Here is a 19,425-nt window from a genome sequence, read left to right on the forward strand (position 1 = left end):
CTGGGTGACTAGGCAGCAGACGCGATGGGCTTTAATAATATCGATGGGATAGGCAAGGACTTTCCGCATATTTCGATGGCGTGAGAACTATCTATTTTTTCTAAATAATGCAATACTATATTGTGCGAAATATCCATTCAGTATATACTATAGAAGGTTAGAGCTGGTATTTTAAGTCATTTTATAGTGATATGGTATTCACCGTCGCTTGTAAAAAGAATGTATTTTCATGTCCAGCTAATACACACAAAATAGGAGGAAAAATATGTTGAAAAAGAGTTTGATTGCAGTGTTATTTTCATTCATTATGGCAATGGGATTGGGTACGAGTGTTTTTGCAGCAGAAAATGTTGAGAAGGAAACAACGCCAGAGATTGAGTCAGCTTTAGCGGCTATTGAAAAAACAAATTCAGATATTAATGCTGAAATTGTACGGGTTCAAAATGAGGTAAAAGACTTATTTGCTGCTTACGAAATAGCGGCAGCAAAAGTTGAGCGTGTTTCAGAAAAAAACAAATTGCATTCTGCTTATAATAAAGAAGTGAATGCATTGATAAATGAACTAAAAGCAACTACCAGAGAAATGACGAAAACCGGAATGAAGAATGCCAGAGAAGCAGGGGTCAATACAAGACCTGATCTAATCAGAGTTGAATTTGCAGATCGCTTTGCTATGATAGATCCGATTGTTGTTGTTGGATGGTAATGTAGTTGTCTAATGAGCAATAAATAGAGTAACATGGGAGTATAGAGATTTTTCTATACTCTCATGTTTTTTTAAAAAAGGAAGTGTATCTGTGAAAGGCTTGGATATATTAAAAAAAGGTCATCTCGAAAAAGTGAATAATGGCACAACAACTTTAAGTTTACTCGGCCGTGGTAATGGTATTGAGTTAATGAAGCAGACAGTGTTGAAAGATTGTATTTTTGTTCTTTTTCCTGGAGAGACTGAAGATGCCCAAGAATTCTTTTACATATTAAATGGTGAAATTGAAGCAGAAGTTGATAGTGAAATATTGAAATTAGGAGCACATGATTTTTTCTCATGTGTAAATTTAGAAAGATCAATTCATTTTAAAACTTTAACCGAAGTGACATTTTTATCAGTTTCAACTGTACCTGTTTTCCATTATCTTAGTAATATGGTAAATGAGCTAAAGAAAATTGGTGAAGCTGTAGAGAAAAAAGATCGCTATACATTTAATCATAGTTCTAGAGTAGCTAATTACGCTGTGAAGACAGCATCTAAAATGAACTTGAGAAAAGAACAGATTGAGAATTTATTGCTTGCTTCTATCCTCCACGATATCGGCAAAATAAATATCCCGGAAGAAGTTCTGAAAAAACCAAGCAAATTAACAGACGAAGAATTTGAAGTGGTGAAAAAGCATCCGGGTGACGGGGCTGCCATGATTCGTGATACACCTTATGCAGACATAGCAGATATTGTCGAACAGCATCATGAGCGTGTTAACGGGAGAGGGTATCCGTTCGGACTAAAAGGCGATGAGATATTGGTAGAAGCGAAAATTATCGGCGTCTGCGATACCTTTGATGCGATGACCGAGGACAGAGCTTACCGATCCGCATTTTCTGCAGAATATGCGATAGCTGAGATTATTAGTATGATTGGGATTCAATACGATGGGGAAGTTGTAAAAGCTTTTGAACAGGTTCTGAAAGAAGAAGGAAAACTAAGTTCATAGATGCTGAACCCAGACACCCAGAAAAATTTCAGGTGTCTTTATTTTGTTTGAAATGTTTAAAAACACGCAATTTAGTCAATACTTTATACACAGTGACTATAAAAACGAAGAGGAGAGATTCAAATGGCCAGAAAATCTTCAGGTGGCATATTCGGCAAGCTTATATTGATCGGCTTCGGTGCTTTGATCGGTGCAGCTATGACGCAGCAGAAAACCGAAACAGGCGGGACTTCTCAAAAGAGCAAAGCAGATATGAAAGCAAATATTAAAAAAGGGCTCGATCGTTTTAACGAGCAATCCGGTGGTATGGTCGATAAAGTGAAGCCAACGGTCAACAAAGCGGTGGAAAAAGTCAAAACGGCAATTGATGCACAGCAGGATATGATGAACAAAGAAAAAGATGCACTGGATAAAGCCAATAAGACACTCCAGGATGATGTTGGCGGAAATGCGGATAAGAGCAGCAGTTCCACGGCAGACAAATCCCAAACAAGCTCCACTGGCAGTGTTTCTTCAGACACCAATAAGCCGACAGGCGGCATCTATGGAGGAAGCACGGAGTACACCGAGTCTTTGAAAAAAGATGTATCGGATAACTCATCAAATAAAGACAGTTCAACATTCGGCAAGACAGACTCTACAGGCAGCCCTTCTTCCGATTCAAGCAAAACATATGGAGGAAGCACAGCGTATACCGAGTCTTTGAAAAAAGGTGTATCGGATGATTCGTCGAAAAAAGACAGTTCATCTTCAGATGATTCAACATTCAAAAAATAATTTTGGTATAATGGAATCAGGAAAAGCTATGCTCGTTTAGAGAAACGGCATAGCTTTTTTCTCAATTCTTTTTTGTCTGAATATTCTACATATGGGGAGGCTGCTCGCTTGTTTAAAACATATTCAACAGGAGCATTTTTTGATGAAATGTTTACGCCGCAAGGAAAACCGAAATCGCATTACCGAAAATTCTTCGATGTACTCCAGCGATTTTCGGAAGAAGAGCTGAGGGAAAAACATGAAACAGCTCAATTGGCGTTTTTGAGGCAAGGCATCACGTTCACTGTGTATAACAACAATGTAGGTACAGAAAGAACGATGCCTTTCGACTTTGTCCCCATCATCATTCCCACGGAAGAATGGGAAGTGGTTGAAAAAGGGATGATCCAACGAGCAGAAGCGCTCAATCGATTTCTGGAAGATGTGTATCATGAAAAGCGCATTCTTCAGGATGGAATTGTTCCAAGGCGTTTGGTCGAGGAAAATCCATATTATTATGATGAGCAGCTGAAGGGCATTGATATCCCGCTGAAAAATCACATCTTTTTAGCTGGAATAGACTTGATTCGTGATGAGAACGGCAAATATCATGTGCTTGAAGATAATTTGCGCAACCCATCAGGTTTGTCTTACGTTTATCAGAATCGGTATGTTATGCGCCAGGTTTACCCCGAATTTTTCGCCAGTCAATCGATTCATACCCTCGAGCACCAGCTTTCCCATTTGCATCAAGCCATATTGGATCATGCACCGGAATCGAGAAAAGAAAAGGCTTTTGCTGTGTTATTGACACCGGGGATGTATAACTCTGCTTATTACGACCATGTATTTTTAGCACAGCAGGTGGGAATCGATTTGGTGGAAGGCCGCGACCTGATCGTCAAAAAGAATATCGTCTACATGAAATCAATCAGGGGATTGAAACGGGTGGATATTATCTACCGCCGGATTGATGACGATTACTTGGATCCGGAAGCATTTTTGGCCGAATCAGCATTGGGTGTTCCCGGATTGCTCTTGGCCTACAGAAAAGGCAATGTGGCCATTCTGAATGGCATCGGCAATGGCGTGGCGGATGACAAGGCGATTTACGCCTATGTTCCGGATATGATTCGCTATTACTTGAATGAAGAGCCCCTAATCGATAATGTCAAAACCTATCTATTGGACAACCCGGAAGAGCGGGAATGGGTATTGGATCATTTGAACGAATTGGTGGTCAAAAATGTGGGTGCTTCAGGCGGTTACGATATGCTGGTCGGACCGCATGCATCAGAAGAGTTGATTGAAAAGTTCCGCGAAAAAATCATTGAATCCCCTCACCAGTATATTGCCCAGCCAACCATTAAATTATCCAGGGCTCCTGCGTATCAAGGAGAAGAATTTTACCCGTGCCATGTCGATTTAAGGGTTTTTGTGATCCGGGGAGTCCATACGCATGTGATGCCGGGCGGGCTTTCACGGGTAGCTTTAAAAGAAGGCTCGCTCGTTGTGAATTCTTCACAGGGCGGCGGCGGGAAGGATACGTGGGTGTTCAAGAAAAGAGAAGAAGAGGGGGACGCCTAATGCTTAGCCGTGTAGCAAATTCTTTGTATTGGATGTCAAGAAACGTCGAAAGAGCGGAGAATAACGCCCGCATTTTAGACGTGCAATTATTGCAGATGATCGAAGCCGCTGATGAAGAACTGATTCGGAACAGTGATTGGAAGCTGATCTATGAAATTTGTGCGTCGACAGAAACAATGGAGCAGATCAAATCCATGCCCAGCTATCAGGAAGACCAGCTTGTCCATTATTTGGCGATGGAGGAAACCAATTTTAATTCCGTTGCAAGCTGTGTAAAAATCATTCGCGAAAATGCAAGAATCAGCAGAGACCATATTCCTGATGATTATTGGGAAGCTTGGAATGGCTGTTATTTAACTTTGAAGGAAATAGATCAGCAAAGCTGTACAGTCAAAGAAATGCGTCAGTTTCTCGAACAAGTGAAACTAACATCTTTGATCACCCAAGGAATTGTCGAATCGGCCATGTCCCGAGGGGTACCTTACCAGATCATTAAAATCGCAAAATGGCTGGAACGTGCAGAAAAAACAGCGCGTATTTTAAATGTGGTTTGTGAACGTACAAGAGAGCGCGTACTCGAAGTACAATCCGAGGATTATTATTATTGGTTGGCGGCGTTGCGTATGACCAATGGCTATAATGCATACCTGAAAATGAACCCTCCGCAGATGGATCCGAAAAAAGTATTGACGTTCCTGATTGCCAATACGAATTTCCCGCGTTCAATCCGCTATTGCCTGATGAATGTACGCAATGCAGTCGATAAGCTGGAAGGCGGAAAAATCTCTCATTATTCATGGGAGCTTTATGCAAAACTCGATCAGCTGCAGGAAGAGTTTGAAGGGATCAGTATAGACGAGCTCAACTCAGATGAAATTATGGATTTCCTGAATGATTTCCAGAATGGCTGCAATGAAGTCGGGCAAATATTTTCAAAAACCTATTATTTAAGCGATTCGGAGACAAAACCGATGGAGTCCAGCCAATCACAAAGCATGGGCGTGAAAGGAATAACTTCTATGAAATATAAAGTTGAACATACGAATGTTTTCGAGTACGAAACCATTGTCGATCAAAGCATGAACTCCATTCGCTTAAAGCCGCGAACTGATGAATGTCAGCGCCTCCTGTCGTACCGGGCAGAAATTACGCCGGCTTCTTTGACCAAGGAACACATCGATATTTGGGGAAACCATGTGGAGACCTTTTTTATCGCAGAACATCATCAGCATCTGGAAGTGAAAACAACGTCGATTGTCAGTATCCAAAAAAGTCCGTTTATTCACCGAATCGACTATTCACCTGAAATGAGCACCATTTTTCATTCGCAATTATTCGGGGAACATTATCTGGCATTTTTAAGCAATACAGCCTATACGTATTTAACGATGGAGCAAATGAGCCAAATTGATCGTGAACTGGGAATAATGAAAAATCCGGTACAGTATGCAATTGATGTCATGGAATACATCCATCAGCATTTTACTTATGACGGGGAATCGACGACCGTCAACACAAAAGCCGAAGAATCTTTTGAGCTGAGAAAAGGCGTTTGCCAGGATATTACGCATGTCATGCTGGGGATTCTGCGCAGCAAGTACATCCCGGCCCGTTACGTCAGCGGCTATTTATATGTTGGCGAGAACTCCGCGCTTGTCGGAGACGCTGCAAGCCATGCATGGGTAGAAGTGATGGTGCCAGGAATTGGCTGGGTCGGCCTGGATCCGACAAATAACGTGGAAGCGTTGGAAAACCATATCCGTGTGGGGGTTGGACGGGATTATAACGACGTCAGCCCAGTACAAGGCGTTTACCGCGGCGGCAGCCAGTCTCTGGATGTTAAAGTCTCTGTCAGCCTGATGGATCAATGAGGGGATAAAACTTAATAATCGTTTAACAGCAGAATTTTCAAATCCGTGCGATAATAGGAGAACCTGAATTTTTGAACGGAGATGGAGAGCGAATATGAATACGAAACAATTTAAAGAATATGGCATAAGTGAACCGATCGTAAAGGCCCTAGAAGGACTTGGATATACCGAGCCGACAGAAGTGCAGAGAAAAGTTTTTCCTGTCGCATTTTCAAAGACTGACATAACAGTAAAGTCCCAGACGGGCAGCGGAAAGACAGCAGCCTTCGGTATTCCAATCTGCGAACTGGTCGACTGGGAAGAAAATAAACCTCAGGCATTGATTTTGACGCCAACGCGTGAATTGGCCGATCAGGTCAAAGAGGATTTGACAAATATCGGCCGTTTCAAGCGCATCAAAGCAGCGGCAGTCTACGGCAAACAGCCATTTGCCTACCAGCAGGCTGAACTCAAGCAAAAATGCCACGTTGTGGTCGGAACGCCTGGCCGGGTGCTTGACCATATTGAACGCGGAACGTTGAACCTGGAGCGCATTGAATACCTGGTTCTGGATGAAGCGGATGAAATGCTGAACATGGGCTTTGTAGAACAAGTGGAAGCAATCATCAACAAATTGCCGAAACAGCGCACCACGATGCTATTTTCAGCAACTTTGCCTGAAAATGTTGAAAACCTGCAGAAAAAATACATGATCGATCCTCAGCATATTGAAATTGCTTCTACAGAAAATCTGACGGCTAAAATTGATCATTCGCTATTTGTTGTAGCGGAACAGAAAAAGTTTTCCTTGCTGCGTGATGTGACCATCGTTGAAAATCCGGACAGCTGCATCATTTTCTGCCGGACAAAAGACAATGTCGACTTTGTCATGGAGCAATTGGAGAAGCATTTTTACACATGCGATAAATTGCATGGCGGCATGCTGCAGGAAGATCGTACTGCGGTCATGAATGATTTTAAACGTGGTGAATTCCGCTATTTGGTGGCGACCGATGTCGCAGCCCGTGGAATTGATATCGACAACATCACGCATGTCATCAACTATGACCTGCCGATGGAAAAAGAAAGCTACGTGCACCGTGCAGGCCGTACAGGACGTGCTGGAAAAACTGGGAAAGCCATTTCGTTCGTCACACCAAACGAAGATAAATTCCTAACTGAAATAGAGGATTACGTCGGATTTGAGATTCCGCGCAGAACGGCTCCTTCATCTTATGAAGTGGATGAAGCGATGCAGGCGTTTACAGAAAAACTTGAAAGCCGTCCGAAGCTGAAGAAAAATAAGAATGAGCAAGTCAATAAAGATATCCTCAAGCTGTACTTTAATGGCGGCAAGAAAAAGAAGTTGCGTGCTTTTGATTTTGTTGGCACGTTGACAAGCATTCCTGGAGTAACTGCTGAAGACATCGGGATCATTAAGATCCAGGATACAGTAACGTATATCGATATTTTGAATGGCAAAGGCCCGATGGTACTGAAAGCCATGAAAGATAAGACGATAAAAGGAAAAACGCTGAAAGTGCACAAAGCAAATAAATAAGCAGGAAGCACGGGCATATTGATGCCCGTGCTTTTTTATTTCTTGGAGAATAAAATCTCAGTGAATCATATAGAATGGGATAAAAGGCTTTTAAAAACCCATAATTTAGGTTTATTAAAGAGGCTAGGCAATACTATTGTCACGAAATGAAGCGGTATTGTAATGAAACATGTCCTTTATTGTTACATGCCTGTAATATTCCCATGCTATTTTAGTTGTACTTAGAAAAAGCAAAGGGGATAGCAGATTGAAAAAACTATTGGCAGTCTTAAGTTTTGCACTGATTTTATTCCTAGCCACTTCGATTGACAGTTCAGCCGCATCAACTACATATTCAGTAAAAAGCGGGGATACATTATATAAGATTTCAAAATCCCAAAAAGTTTCAGTCAGCAACTTGAAAATTTGGAACGGCCTAAAATCCAATACCATCCATCCAAAACAAAAACTTAAATTGAAAAAGCCGGCAGCAAAGCCAGTTTCCAAAAAAACAACCCCTTCCCGTTCTACGAGCGGATCGGTAGCTAAAGAATTCACAGTAAGTTCAACTGCCTATACAGCATACTGCAAAGGATGTTCAGGCATCACGAGAACAGGGCTTAACCTGAAAAAAAATCCGGGACTTAAAGTCATCGCGGTGGATCCGAAAGTGATTCCACTGGGAACGAAAGTTCATGTTGAAGGTTATGGCTATGCTGTCGCTGGCGATACAGGCGGTGCCATTAAAGGGAAAAAAATTGACGTCTTCCTTCCAACTCAAAGCAAAGCGCTTAAGTGGGGACGCAAAAACGTAAAAATAAAAATATTGAAATAAGCAAAAATCCGGCTCATTTTTATGAGCCGGATTTTTTTATGGACTACGGCATTATAATACCGGAAATTAGATTCATATTTCGCCAAAAAAATTCTTTCTCCACCATTAACTCTCCTCTCCGCATCAATTTGGTTGCTTGCTAAGACGTTAAAAATAGGGAAAGAGGGTAAATTCAAATAAATAGTCTTTTTTAAAGTTAGACGGTATAATATTTGTATAAGAAATGTAGAATTTTTTAGGGTAATTTGAAATGGGGGCATCTGTTATGTCGGAGAAAATGATTGTGATAGGGGCCGGACCTGGCGGCTTAGCTGCAGCTATGTTATTGGCCAGTAAAGGATACCAAGTGGATGTTTATGAGAAACAGCCATGGGTAGGAGGCAGAAACGCAGAACTGCGTCTTGGCGATTTTACTTTTGATACGGGTCCAACATTTTTGAGCATGCTGCATCTAGTGGAAGAGCTGTTTGAAGCAACAGGCCGCAATTTAAAAGACTATATGAATGCGATTGAACTGGATCCTATGTATGAATTGATTTTTGAAGATCAGAACTTGATAATGACACGCAATAACCAGGAAATGAAGAAACAAATCAATGAAAAATTCAAAGGTGATGGCGACGGATACGAACGCTTCATGAAGGAAACCGGAAAGAAACTGGAAGCATTATCTCCGATTCTTCAAACAAAGATGGACAGCTATTTCAGAATGGTTCAGCCGAAGGTCTTAAAAGCCTTGCCGGAACTCGAAGTGAACAAAACTTTGTATGATGTATTGTCACGTTATTTTAAAGATGAACGATTGAAAATGGCTTTTGCTTTCCAATCTAAATACTTGGGCATGTCACCATGGGAATGTCCTGGCGCTTTTTCAATCCTAGCGTATATGGAACACGCTTATGGCATTTATCATCCAATCGGTGGAGTAAACCAACTGTCCCAAGCGATGGCAAAAGTAGTGGAAGAACTGGGCGGCAAAATCCATACCAGCACAGGCGTTAAGAAATTATGGATTGAGAACCGCAAAGTTAAAGGCGTAGACCTGGAAAACGGGCAGCGCGAAGCAGCCGATGAAGTGATCATCAACGGCGATTTTGCCCATGCCATGAATAACTTGGTCGAACCAGGAATCCTGAAAAAATACACACCTGAAAAACTGGCGAAGAAAAAATATTCCTGTTCAACGTTTATGTTGTATTTAGGCCTTGATAAAAAGTATGACCTTTCGCATCATACCATTGTGTTTTCAAAAGATTATAAGAAGAATGTTGAAGAGATGACAAAATCACGCATCCTTTCTGCAGATCCTTCTATTTATGTGCAAAACGCCAGCGTGACCGATCCGACATTGGCACCTGAAGGGAAATCAGCGCTGTATATTTTAGCTCCTGTCCCGAATAACTTCAGCGACATTGGCTGGGAAAAAGAACAACATGTGTTCCGGGAGCTGGTTCTGGACATTATTGAAGAAAAAACAGAATTCAAGAACCTGCGGGATCATATCGAAGTTGAAAAAATGCTGACACCGATGGGCTGGCAGGAAGATTACTCGGTTTATCAAGGTGCGACATTCAATCTGGGCCACCAATTGACCCAAATGATGGTATTTCGTCCACATAATAAATTTGAAGAACTGGGGAATTGCTGGTTGGTCGGCGGGGGCACTCATCCCGGAAGCGGATTGCCGACTATCCTGGAATCTGCACGCATCACGGCCAACGGAATTCTTGAGCAGCATGGCAAAAACGGAATTCCGATTCTTCCTCTTCCCGCATTGGAGGGATTTGCATGAAAATTGCTATGATCGGCGGGGGCGTCGGCGGCATGATGGGCGCCCTGTATTTAACGGATATGGGCTTTGATGTCACGATTTTTGAAAAAGAGGAAAAGCTGGGCGGCCGTTTAACTTTTGTCGAAAGGGACGGCTTTAAGGTGGATCAGGGTCCTACCATTGTCTTGTTGCCGGAAATGTTTAAAGAGCTGCTTCAGCAAGCAGGAATTCCAGCGGAAGACATCGAATTGCTATTATGTGATCCTCTTTATTCCATTCGTTTTCCAGATGGCACCGTCTATACCAAATATCCCGATATCAATCGTCAACTGGAAGAAATCGAAAATGTCTTTCCGGCTGAAAAAGAAGGATTTCTTCGGTACATTTCAGAAGGGCGCAAGCGTTTTGAAATCGGCAAATCCTCATTTTTAGAGCATTCATTTGTCAATAAAGCCGATTTTTTTACAGCTTCCAATATAAAGAAATTACTGAAGCTGAAGCCTCAGCAGTCTGTCAAAAAACTTACATCAAACTATTTTCGGGATGAGCGGTTGCAATTGGCTTACTCGCTGCAATCCTTGTACATTGGTGGAGACCCATTCCGTGCACCGGCCATGTATTCGCTTGTTCCTTTTAGCGAACATGAACATGGGGTATATTATTTAAAAGGTGGATATGGCAGCCTGATCCCAGTTTTGGAAAAAAAGCTGCGCTCACGCAATAATCTAACCATCAAAACAAACTGTCCGGTTAAACGGATAGTGACAGAAAACCAGCAAGCCAAGGGAATCGAAACAGCAGAAGGCTTTGAAGCATTTGATGCTGTTGTTTACAATGGTGATTTTCCAGGCATTGAAAAAGTATTGCCTGAGCAGAAGAAAAAAAGCTACACAGCTTCTTCAGGATGTGTCTTACTGTATTTTGGGTTAAATAAGGTATATGAAGAAGGCAATGTCCACCAGTTTTTCATTGGTGACAGTTATGAAGACCACATGGATGATGTCTTTGTAAAAAAACGGAAGACTGAAAACCCTGCAATCTATACGTTCCATCCTTCGAAAATCGATGATTCGCTGGCTCCGGAAGGAAAGGGTGTCTTGTATGTATTAGTACCAGTGCCTTCAGGGACAGATATCGATTGGGCGAAAGATACAGCCTGGATCGACAGGATCATTGATCGAATGGAAGAATTGGCTTTTCCGGATTTCCGGGAAGCGGTCGAATGGATGGAAGTCCGGACTCCTTCAGAAGCAGAAGCTTTCGGTTTGTTTAAAGGAGGCAGTTTTGGAATTGGCCCTACTTTGTTTCAGTCAGGTGTTTTCCGTCCCCAAGTCAAACCATATAAAACAGATCGCTTGTATGCGGTTGGTGCTTCTGTTCATCCTGGAGGGGGAATACCAATTGTCATGCAAGGTGCAAAACTGCTGGCAGAGCAAATCCAAGGCGATTTTGCAAAGGAAAGGGGCAGTGCATGATGAAGCTGAAAGATGCTTATACCTCTTGTGAAAAAGTCATCGCTACGCATTCGAAGAGCTTTTACAAAGCATTTTCTTTGTTGCCGAAAGAAAAACGCAAAGCTGTCTGGGCTGTTTACACGTTTTGCCGGACAGTCGACGATATTGTGGATGAAGGGCTCAATCCAAAAGAAGAACTTGAACGGCTTAAAATGGATTTTGAAGAATTTCTGACCGGAATCTATGATACTGAAAATCCGATGTGGGTGGCATTGGCACATGTATTTGAAAACCACGAAATGGATGTCGAGGCATTCTGGGGATTGATCACTGGACAGGAAATGGATTTGACCATCAACCGCTATCGGACAATGGAAGAACTGTTGAATTACAGCTATTATGTGGCGAGTACGGTTGGCTTGATGCTGCTGCCAATTTTGGCGCCAGGAAAAACAGGCATCCTGAAAGAAGGCGCTATTTCTCTAGGATATGCAATGCAGATCACCAACATTCTACGTGATATTGGCGAAGACCTGGAAATGGGAAGAATTTATTTGCCCGAAGAAATCATGGGGAAATATGAGTTGTGCGAAGATGAGCTGCGTTCCGGAATAGTCACTCCGCAATTTGTCGCTGTGTGGGAAGAAATGGCGGAAACAGCTGAATTCCATTACAAAAAAGCATTTGAAACGATTCAGGACTACCCATTGTCTTCAAGAGTCCCTGTTAAAGGGGCAGCGCTGGTATACCGCGAAATTTTAGTAACCATTCGTTCAAAGCAATACAACGTCTTCTGCGAAAAGCATTACGTACCAGAAGAATCAAAACAAGCAATTTTGGCTTGTTTGTAGTACGAAAAGCGGAAACGGCCGAACAGCTCCGAAAGGCATAAGACGATCTGGCGAAGCGGCGTTTTTCAGCCGCACAGCCAGAGTGGCTTATGACCCGAGGAGTTGGCCGTTGGAGCTGGACAACAAGAAAAGCGGAAACACATCCTATTCCAATCGAAAAAGACACCTCCATCACGATGATGGAGGTGTTTTTTTGAATTTCGCAATGATTTTATTCGCTACGTTCAAGCCGCTCAACACGACCATTGGCGAACCGCCGCCGGGATGGGTGCTGCCACCGACAAAATACAAATTGCGGATATCGCGGCTGGCATTGGCAGGCCGCAGAAAAGCGTCTTTTGGACGGTTGGACGAAGGGCCATATAGAGCGCCGCGGAATGAACCAAATTTGTCACGGATAAAAGCGGGTGTAAAGATTTTCTCTTCAGCTAAGTGGCTGCGGATATCGACCCCGTAGCTCATGAGAAAGTCGTAGATTCGTTCTTTGTATGCCTCTGGCTCTATTTGCAGATGCCCTTCTTTCGTCAATGCGGGTGCGTTAACCAGGATGAACAGGTTGTCGCCATCCGGTGAAACCGAAGGATCCGTGTAGGAAGAATTACTGATGTAGACGGTCGGCTCGTCACTGTAAATTGAAGCATCAAACAAATCAGTGAACTCCTGACGATAATCCGATGAGAAAAAGACGTTGTGGTGCTTTAGAATCTCAAGCCGTACAGTTAAACCGACAGTAATGACAAAGGCAGAAATCGATGGTTCAAAAGCAGCAATCTTCGCATCGTTTAAAGATGGGCGTTCCGCTTCTTGGACCAAAGCCGGAAATGCTGATAGCAGATCACCGTTCAAAATGACCAGGTCAGCAGCAATCTGCGTTCCGTCTTCAAGCTCGATGCCCTGTGCTTGGCCCTCGTCTGTAATTATTCTTGTGACTGCTGTCCGGGTATGCAATTTCGCGCCGGAGTTCTCCGCGACAGCAGCAAAGGCCTTAGCGATTCCGGTATTGCCACCTTTTGTATAATAGACGCCTTCAACCAATTCCAAATAAGCAATCATGGAAAATGTGGCCGGTGCCCGATAAGGGGAAGAGCCGATATACGTGGCGTACCGGTCGAATGCCTGAACCACTAAAGGGTTCTTGAAGTATCGTTGGAAAAAATGATGCATGGATTCAGCCGGCCGCACCTGCAAAAGTGCAAAACCGAGAGAAGGCGATAGATAATCGCGCCAGGATTGGAAGGTCACCGGAAAAAAGTAGCGTTCCGATAATTCGTAAAGGCGGCTGATTTCTTTTAGGAACGCAGGGTACTTATCAGCAGCTGCAGGATCAAGCGTTTTGAGTTGATGAATCATCTCTTCCTGAGTGCTGGAAAAATCGAATGCATTGCCATCAGGAAAATGATTGCGTGTATGGGCCTGCAATGGAATAAAGTTTAAATAGTCCTGAGGATTTGCGCCAGTCTGTGAAATGACTTGATTAAACACTGCAGGCATCGTGATGGTGTTCGGCCCAAAATCAAAACGGTAACTCCCCAGTTCAACGGGCATCAGCTTGCCGCCGAGATGGCCGTTCTTCTCGAAGAGGTCGACTTGGAATCCTGCATGGGCAAGCGTCACCGCGGAGGCAAGTCCGCCTAATCCGCCGCCGACTATAACAATTTTTTTCATGAATAATGTCTTCCTTTCCATGAATAGGGCTGTTTTTTAAGTGATTTGCGCATGGATCCAATCAGTACCCCGAGCATCGCTGCTGCCTGAAGAGGGATCAGGAATGACAAGTACCAGCGTTGATTGGTTACCATATCCACATACCAGCGCTGAGCTACTGTCAGCGCGTAAGGGATCATCCATGAATAAAGTCCGCTGAACAGACCGTAAACGGCCAGAACCGGCGGGAGGATGTAAAAAACTGAATAGAAAAGGATGAGGACAGCTGCAAGCAGAGGAGAACGGCCGATTCCAGCGTAGCTGTTTTTCAGAAACCCTTCCCATACTTCAGCGTTGGTGTCATACATCCGGCATTTTACCGACATCGTAATATTCGCCAAAACCACTTTAAAGTCTTTAGCCTTCATTTCCCGGGCAATATGGACATCCTCGACCAGTGAATTTTGGACCGCTCTATGTCCGCCGATCTTTTGGTAACTATCCCTTTCGAACATCATCCACATCCCATTGGCCGCTGTCGCTGCTTTAAATTTTGTGTAGTTGGCTAAGGCCAAAGGCAAGTGAAATAAAATCACAAAATGCAGCATCGGCACGAGAAGCTTGCTGAGAAATGGAGAAACATCAAAAGCCGGGAAACCGGTCAAGAGCTGTGCATCCTTCCGCTGCATCAACGCCAACGACTGTTCAATCGCTTTTGGCCTGAAGCGGACATCCGCATCGACAAACAATAAAAAATCTCCCGAAGCGGCTTGCTGCAGCTGGTGGCAGGCATGGACTTTCCCAACCCAGCCATCCGGCAATTCTTTGCCCTGCAGGATGGTGAAACGGGAATCTCCGGCAATCTTCCGTTCCAGCTCTTCTTGTGTGCCATCTGTTGATTGGTCGTTTAGGATGATGAATTCCGTATGGCCGTAAGAGGAATTCTTTAAGGATTTTATCAGGACATCCACGTTGCGTTCTTCATTTCTCATTGGAACCAGAACGGACACCAAAGGATCCCCCGAAGGCATAGCGTGCTTAGGAAGAGCAGGAAGAAACAGGCGATTAATGATGATCCAGGCTAAAAAAAACAAATGGATTCCGATATAAAGAGCCATAATCATCTCCTCCTTTTTCCAAGTGGTTCAAACGCGCTGCTGTTTTCGCTGATGACTGTATGCTTTAAGGAATCGAGTTGCTCAGTGCAAAACTGCTGAAGGTAAAGCGTTTTTTCTTTGCGTGTCATGTGCGCGATTTCTTCGGTCCGGACAGGCGGATGCTGTTGGATCCAAAGTTCGGGTTTTTGCTGATGCCCGAATGAATAATAAAAATTGAGCGGCACCACCGGAACTTCCGGACAATGCTCCATCAGGTAGGCGACCCCGGTTTGAAAAGCGAGAGGGCGTGCTTCGAGATGAAATTCATCTCCCTGTGGAAAGAGAACTACTGATTTTCCCTGCTTCAATAAGGTTTCAGCATATTGAAGCGAAGTCAGGATTTCTTTCGGTTTCTTGCGGTTGATGGAAAATGCGCCGAGGTAACGAAAATAGGAATGCTTTTTAAGTCCCTCTTCATGCATCATCATATGGATATCGTGATGCCAGACGGTGCGATTCAAATAGAAAAAGACCAGGCCATCCCACCAGGAACTATGATTGGCAATAAACAGGACCGGCTCTTCTGGAATGGCTTCTACACCTTGTCCAAGAATACGGGAAAAGGACGAACGGATGAGGGGCGTCAAGTACATATTAAAGCCTGTTTCAAACAAAGCCGATTTCTTCGCATGGATCATAAGGGCCGCCTCTTCCATGCCAGCAAGACGATTAAGGCAGTTAAGAAGGCAGTCAGTAAAGAGGCCAGCCATAACCCGCCGATTGCTCCCAGCATGATGAACATTGCGATCATCAATACGTATAGAAGAACCATCCGTTTTTCAGGCAACTCTGACGCCATAACCATGGTTTTCTTCTTCATTGCCAAGTCGATAACCAGGTGAAGGACAAATGCCACAACAAACCAACCGAAAAAATTGGTCCAGGGAATCTCGTAATAAAGCCCGGTGTCTTCCCAAATCCAATACTGCTTTACTTGATAGGCTACAGGATCGATGATCAGATCAATGATTACTGCGCCAATCCCACCGACGATTGCATACAGTAAGCCGCCGGCGGGAACAATCCAGCGTGCGACTACATGTGTAGTGGCCATGACCATCAACCAGGCGAAACCGATGGCAATCGGAACACCGAAAATATTTGGAGCGAAACGGTCTGTGTAATCATAAGAACCAAACAGGAAGCCGCTGTCTGCACCGGCCCATTCCACAATGAATGTTGAAAAGAATATGAGGATGCCCAGCACTGCACCGCTGGCAACACCGAAACGTTTAAGGAAATACAAAAATCCGAGTGTGCCTGCCAACATCAAAAAGAATGCGTTTGCCCATTCCAGCCAGGAAGGCAGGAGGTCAAAGCCCAGTAAAATAATGCCGCAGATGTACCAAAAAATAAAAAGCTTAAAGATTCGATTTTCCCACACCGTGAACAGCTCCTCAAAAAATGACTTATACAAATATTATACAGGAGTCTGGCTGAAATATGAAAACATGTGAAAGCCCATAGTACGAAGAAGAATATTTGTAGGAGAAAATTGCCCAGCGGGTTTTGATTTTACAAAACAAGGGGATTATATCTTGTATCTAATTATCTATTCTTGAAATCTTCGAATGATATTGAACATTTATCCAGTGGAAATAGAGTATTTATTTGAATTAAAGTGAAAATTTATCTAGAAAATTTTCCTGCACGTTCCAGCGGAAAACCCTTGATACACCAGCCTTCAGCTATATAAGCGGATATATCTGAGAATGCAGTTATTCTTGAATTTTCTGTAAACTATTGCAGGGTTTCCTGCATACTAGTATACTTTAGAAGAGTAAATGAGTGTGTTCTTCGAGTGGAGGCGTTAAATATGCAGGATTTACTGCGGAGTGTGTCTGATTCTTATCCGGAATTTAGTTCAGGCCAAAAAAAGGTCGGTGATTTATTTTTTAAAGAACCCATTTTTTTAGCGTTCTCTTCTGCTCTCGAAGTCGGCCGGCGGGTGAATGTCAGTGAATCGACAGTAATACGGTGGACACAAAAACTTGGATACAAGGGTTATGCGGAGTTCCAGCAGATCATACAGCGAAAGCTGGCTGAAGAACGCTTCGAGAAGGCAGAGCAAAAAGTTCCGGAACCTGTTGCTGATCAGTCTTTTTTGGAGAATTTATTGGATGCCGAAATTTTAAGCATTGTTAAGCTGAAAAAAACGATAAATGAAGAAGATCTTCTTCAAGTAGTCGATAAAATCAGTCAAGCAGATCGTGTGTATGTTACCGGCAATTTTTTCGATTATGGCCTAGCTCATTGGTTCGCCAACTGGCTGAATCTAGCGCTTGATCATACGGAAATGATGTATCCTTCAACTGGAGAATACTATACTCAGCTCTCCAAATTAGGAAAAAGGGATCTGGTGATTGCTTTTGTGTTTCCTCGCTATACCAGGGTGGTCATCGATACATTGAAAAACGCTAAATCACAAGGAGCAGAAGTGATTGTTTTGACTGATTCAGCAGAATCGCCTGCTCTTGCCTACGCAGACTATGTTCTTACCGTGTCCATGAATTCGACTTTAAGTATTGATTCATACACATCTGTCCATGCGCTTTTAACGTCGATCATGCGATTTGTTTATGTCAAAGAACAGGAAAAAGTAAATGGCAATTGGGCAAAGGCAGAAGCTCTCTACAGAGAGCGGAATCTTTTTATGTAGCAACACTCAATTTACCGGGAAATTCCGAAACGCCTCGGCGATTTGGTCAACTATAAACGAAAAGGGGAGAGCAAAATGAAAAAGAAATTATCATTTTTAAGTGTAGTATTTTCTGCAGGAATGCTATTGGCAGCTTGTGGGGGAGACGACTCAACCAGTTCGGAAGAAGGATCAAGTACAGAAGGCGGAAACAGCGATTTGAACTTGGTGGAAGAAGGGAAATTCACTTCTGCTTCAAGTGGGCTTTATAAGCCATTCAATTATGAAGAAGGCGGTAATCTAACGGGGTTTGATATCGAAATCGGCAACGCGCTTGCTGAAGAGATGGGCTTGGAACCAAATCCGGTGACAACTCCATTTGAAACGATCATTCAGGGGTTGACGACTAACCGCTACGATGCGATTTTAGGGTCGATGGCAATTACAGAAGAGCGTGCTGAGCAAGTTGCATTTTCTGATCCTTACTATTATTCAGGCGGAGTAATTTTCGTCCGTGCAGGAAATACGGAAATCACTTCAGAAGCAGATCTTGAAGGCGCAACAATCGGCGTAGTTGGACAAAGCACCTACGATACGGCTGCCCAAAAATACACAGATGATATCCAGTATTACAATAGTGATGTAGTTGCATTACAGGATTTAGCAGTTGAAGGCCGTTTAGATGCTGTTATCACGGCTGATGTAGTAGGATTTGAAGCACAAAATGCAGGTTTGGAAATTGAAATGGTCGGCGATCCATTATGGATTGAACAAGCAGCTGTTGCTGTGCGTCCTGAAGACGAAGCCTTGCTTGAAGCAATCAACGAAGCACTGGCAGCTATTATTGAAGATGGAACATACGATGAAATTTCTCAGAAGTGGTTTGGGCGTAACCTCCTCGATGTAGATCTTGAAGGAATTGAAATTCTCAACTAAACAAGCTGAGATCGGGAGGAGTGGCGTTTATGCCAGAGATATTTGTAACAGTTTATGATGTATTCATGCGAACATACCCTGGATTTTTAGAGGCCACTGTCGTTACACTTCAATTGACAGCAATCGGTGTCATTTTAGGGACAGTCATCGGACTTATCTTTGCGCTGATGAAGATTTCAGGATCGAAAATTTTACGGGCTATTGCCAATACGTACATTACGATCATCCGCGGTACTCCGCTGATCGTACAGATTATGTTTTTATATTTCGGCATCGTCGAAATTTATACCATGTCGAATTTCTGGGCGGGTGCCATTGCACTCGGTGTCCATAATGGTGCTTATATTGCGGAAATCTTCCGTGGTTCGATTCAGGGAATCGATCCTGGACAACGTGAAGCCAGTATGTCATTGGGGATGGACCGCCGCCAGACAATGAGCCGAATCGTTTTTCCACAGGCTTTGCGCCGCTCGATTCCGCCGCTTGGCAATCAGTTTATCATCACATTGAAAGATTCATCACTTGTTTATATTATCGGGGTAGCGGAAATCTTCTCTCTTGGAAACCGGGAAGCTGCACAGTCCTACCAGCCATTTGAGTCATTCTTGGTTGTTGCGCTTTACTACCTCGTACTTGTTATGATCTTCACATTCTTATTGCGTTTGTATGAAAACAAACTCGATGTCGACAGAGCCTAAGG

The 19,425-nt window shown here is 43.3% G+C and carries 17 protein-coding genes; 13 read left to right on the forward strand and 4 right to left on the reverse strand.

What is annotated here, in order from left to right:
* The first annotated feature begins 265 nt into the window (after positions 1-265).
* The 10 genes from AC1MEO_RS15530 (at position 266) to AC1MEO_RS15575 (ending at position 12,350) form a co-directional block, all read left to right on the forward strand.
* Positions 266-706 carry a hypothetical protein gene (locus tag AC1MEO_RS15530; protein WP_480331900.1) on the forward strand — a complete coding sequence of 147 codons (441 nt, stop codon included), beginning with the start codon at positions 266-268 and terminating at the stop codon, positions 704-706.
* 91 nt (positions 707-797) lie between these two features.
* Entirely contained in the window at positions 798-1,706 is a 909-nt protein-coding gene (locus AC1MEO_RS15535) for an HD domain-containing phosphohydrolase (RefSeq protein WP_480331902.1), read from the forward strand.
* A 123-nt stretch (positions 1,707-1,829) separates the two neighbouring features.
* Positions 1,830-2,483: a hypothetical protein gene (locus tag AC1MEO_RS15540; protein ID WP_480331904.1), complete on the forward strand. Its 654-nt coding sequence runs from the start codon at positions 1,830-1,832 to the stop codon at positions 2,481-2,483.
* A gap of 108 nt (positions 2,484-2,591) precedes the next feature.
* A complete protein-coding gene (locus AC1MEO_RS15545; RefSeq protein ID WP_480331906.1) occupies positions 2,592-4,049 on the forward strand; it encodes a circularly permuted type 2 ATP-grasp protein in 1,458 nt (485 codons plus the stop codon).
* Positions 4,049-5,920 (forward strand): alpha-E domain-containing protein, encoded by a 1,872-nt coding sequence (locus tag AC1MEO_RS15550; RefSeq protein ID WP_480331908.1) that lies wholly within the window; start codon positions 4,049-4,051, stop codon positions 5,918-5,920. Before AC1MEO_RS15545 ends, AC1MEO_RS15550 begins: the two co-directional genes overlap by 1 nt.
* A 94-nt stretch (positions 5,921-6,014) precedes the next feature.
* Complete coding sequence (locus tag AC1MEO_RS15555) at positions 6,015-7,460, forward strand: DEAD/DEAH box helicase (protein WP_480331910.1); 1,446 nt, start codon at positions 6,015-6,017, stop codon at positions 7,458-7,460.
* A 247-nt stretch (positions 7,461-7,707) separates the two neighbouring features.
* Entirely contained in the window at positions 7,708-8,274 is a 567-nt protein-coding gene (locus AC1MEO_RS15560) for a 3D domain-containing protein (protein WP_480331912.1), read from the forward strand.
* Between the two features lie 265 nt (positions 8,275-8,539).
* Entirely contained in the window at positions 8,540-10,066 is a 1,527-nt protein-coding gene (locus AC1MEO_RS15565) for a phytoene desaturase family protein (RefSeq protein ID WP_480331914.1), read from the forward strand.
* Positions 10,063-11,520: a phytoene desaturase family protein gene (locus AC1MEO_RS15570; protein ID WP_480331916.1), complete on the forward strand. Its 1,458-nt coding sequence runs from the start codon at positions 10,063-10,065 to the stop codon at positions 11,518-11,520. The genes AC1MEO_RS15565 and AC1MEO_RS15570 overlap by 4 nt, the downstream gene beginning before the upstream one ends.
* Positions 11,520-12,350, forward strand: a complete 831-nt coding sequence (locus AC1MEO_RS15575) for a phytoene/squalene synthase family protein (RefSeq protein ID WP_480336122.1) — start codon at positions 11,520-11,522, stop codon at positions 12,348-12,350. The genes AC1MEO_RS15570 and AC1MEO_RS15575 overlap by 1 nt, the downstream gene beginning before the upstream one ends.
* A gap of 171 nt (positions 12,351-12,521) precedes the next feature.
* Here AC1MEO_RS15575 and AC1MEO_RS15580 read toward each other — a convergent pair whose 3' ends face one another.
* Genes AC1MEO_RS15580 through AC1MEO_RS15595 form a run of 4 tightly spaced genes read right to left on the reverse strand, consistent with a single transcriptional unit; the run spans position 12,522 to position 16,535 of the window.
* A complete protein-coding gene (locus AC1MEO_RS15580; protein WP_480331918.1) occupies positions 12,522-14,015 on the reverse strand; it encodes a phytoene desaturase family protein in 1,494 nt (497 codons plus the stop codon).
* Positions 14,012-15,112, reverse strand: a complete 1,101-nt coding sequence (locus tag AC1MEO_RS15585; RefSeq protein ID WP_480331920.1) for a glycosyltransferase family 2 protein — start codon at positions 15,110-15,112, stop codon at positions 14,012-14,014. Before AC1MEO_RS15585 ends, AC1MEO_RS15580 begins: the two co-directional genes overlap by 4 nt.
* Positions 15,113-15,114: 2 nt before the next feature.
* Positions 15,115-15,789 carry a lysophospholipid acyltransferase family protein gene (locus AC1MEO_RS15590; protein WP_480331922.1) on the reverse strand — a complete coding sequence of 225 codons (675 nt, stop codon included), beginning with the start codon at positions 15,787-15,789 and terminating at the stop codon, positions 15,115-15,117.
* Positions 15,786-16,535, reverse strand: a complete 750-nt coding sequence (locus tag AC1MEO_RS15595) for a carotenoid biosynthesis protein (RefSeq protein ID WP_480331924.1) — start codon at positions 16,533-16,535, stop codon at positions 15,786-15,788. Before AC1MEO_RS15595 ends, AC1MEO_RS15590 begins: the two co-directional genes overlap by 4 nt.
* 432 nt (positions 16,536-16,967) lie before the next feature.
* Between AC1MEO_RS15595 and AC1MEO_RS15600 the strand changes: the two genes are divergently transcribed.
* The 3 genes from AC1MEO_RS15600 to AC1MEO_RS15610 all read left to right on the forward strand — a co-directional run bounded on the left by AC1MEO_RS15600 (position 16,968) and on the right by AC1MEO_RS15610 (position 19,423).
* Positions 16,968-17,810, forward strand: coding sequence for a MurR/RpiR family transcriptional regulator (locus AC1MEO_RS15600; RefSeq protein ID WP_480331926.1), 843 nt, complete (start codon positions 16,968-16,970; stop codon positions 17,808-17,810).
* Positions 17,811-17,885: 75 nt separating this feature from the next.
* A complete protein-coding gene (locus tag AC1MEO_RS15605; RefSeq protein ID WP_480331928.1) occupies positions 17,886-18,725 on the forward strand; it encodes a transporter substrate-binding domain-containing protein in 840 nt (279 codons plus the stop codon).
* A 29-nt stretch (positions 18,726-18,754) separates the two neighbouring features.
* Complete coding sequence (locus tag AC1MEO_RS15610) at positions 18,755-19,423, forward strand: amino acid ABC transporter permease (protein WP_480331930.1); 669 nt, start codon at positions 18,755-18,757, stop codon at positions 19,421-19,423.
* Positions 19,424-19,425: the final 2 nt, after the last annotated feature.

The organism is Planococcus sp. BI3, from assembly GCF_056680115.1.

Excerpts from the sequence above, each read along its gene's own strand:
- AC1MEO_RS15530 (WP_480331900.1), top strand. The coding sequence starts at position 266 with ATGTTGAAAAAGAGTTTGATTGCAGTGTTATTTTCATTCATTATGGCA.
- AC1MEO_RS15540 (WP_480331904.1), top strand. The coding sequence starts at position 1,830 with ATGGCCAGAAAATCTTCAGGTGGCATATTCGGCAAGCTTATATTGATC.
- AC1MEO_RS15550 (WP_480331908.1), top strand. The coding sequence starts at position 4,049 with ATGCTTAGCCGTGTAGCAAATTCTTTGTATTGGATGTCAAGAAACGTC.
- AC1MEO_RS15555 (WP_480331910.1), top strand. The coding sequence starts at position 6,015 with ATGAATACGAAACAATTTAAAGAATATGGCATAAGTGAACCGATCGTA.
- AC1MEO_RS15565 (WP_480331914.1), top strand. The coding sequence starts at position 8,540 with ATGTCGGAGAAAATGATTGTGATAGGGGCCGGACCTGGCGGCTTAGCT.
- AC1MEO_RS15570 (WP_480331916.1), top strand. The coding sequence starts at position 10,063 with ATGAAAATTGCTATGATCGGCGGGGGCGTCGGCGGCATGATGGGCGCC.
- AC1MEO_RS15575 (WP_480336122.1), top strand. The coding sequence starts at position 11,520 with ATGAAGCTGAAAGATGCTTATACCTCTTGTGAAAAAGTCATCGCTACG.
- AC1MEO_RS15580 (WP_480331918.1), bottom strand. The coding sequence starts at position 14,015 with ATGAAAAAAATTGTTATAGTCGGCGGCGGATTAGGCGGACTTGCCTCC.
- AC1MEO_RS15585 (WP_480331920.1), bottom strand. The coding sequence starts at position 15,112 with ATGGCTCTTTATATCGGAATCCATTTGTTTTTTTTAGCCTGGATCATC.
- AC1MEO_RS15590 (WP_480331922.1), bottom strand. The coding sequence starts at position 15,789 with ATGATCCATGCGAAGAAATCGGCTTTGTTTGAAACAGGCTTTAATATG.
- AC1MEO_RS15600 (WP_480331926.1), top strand. The coding sequence starts at position 16,968 with ATGCAGGATTTACTGCGGAGTGTGTCTGATTCTTATCCGGAATTTAGT.
- AC1MEO_RS15605 (WP_480331928.1), top strand. The coding sequence starts at position 17,886 with ATGAAAAAGAAATTATCATTTTTAAGTGTAGTATTTTCTGCAGGAATG.
- AC1MEO_RS15610 (WP_480331930.1), top strand. The coding sequence starts at position 18,755 with ATGCCAGAGATATTTGTAACAGTTTATGATGTATTCATGCGAACATAC.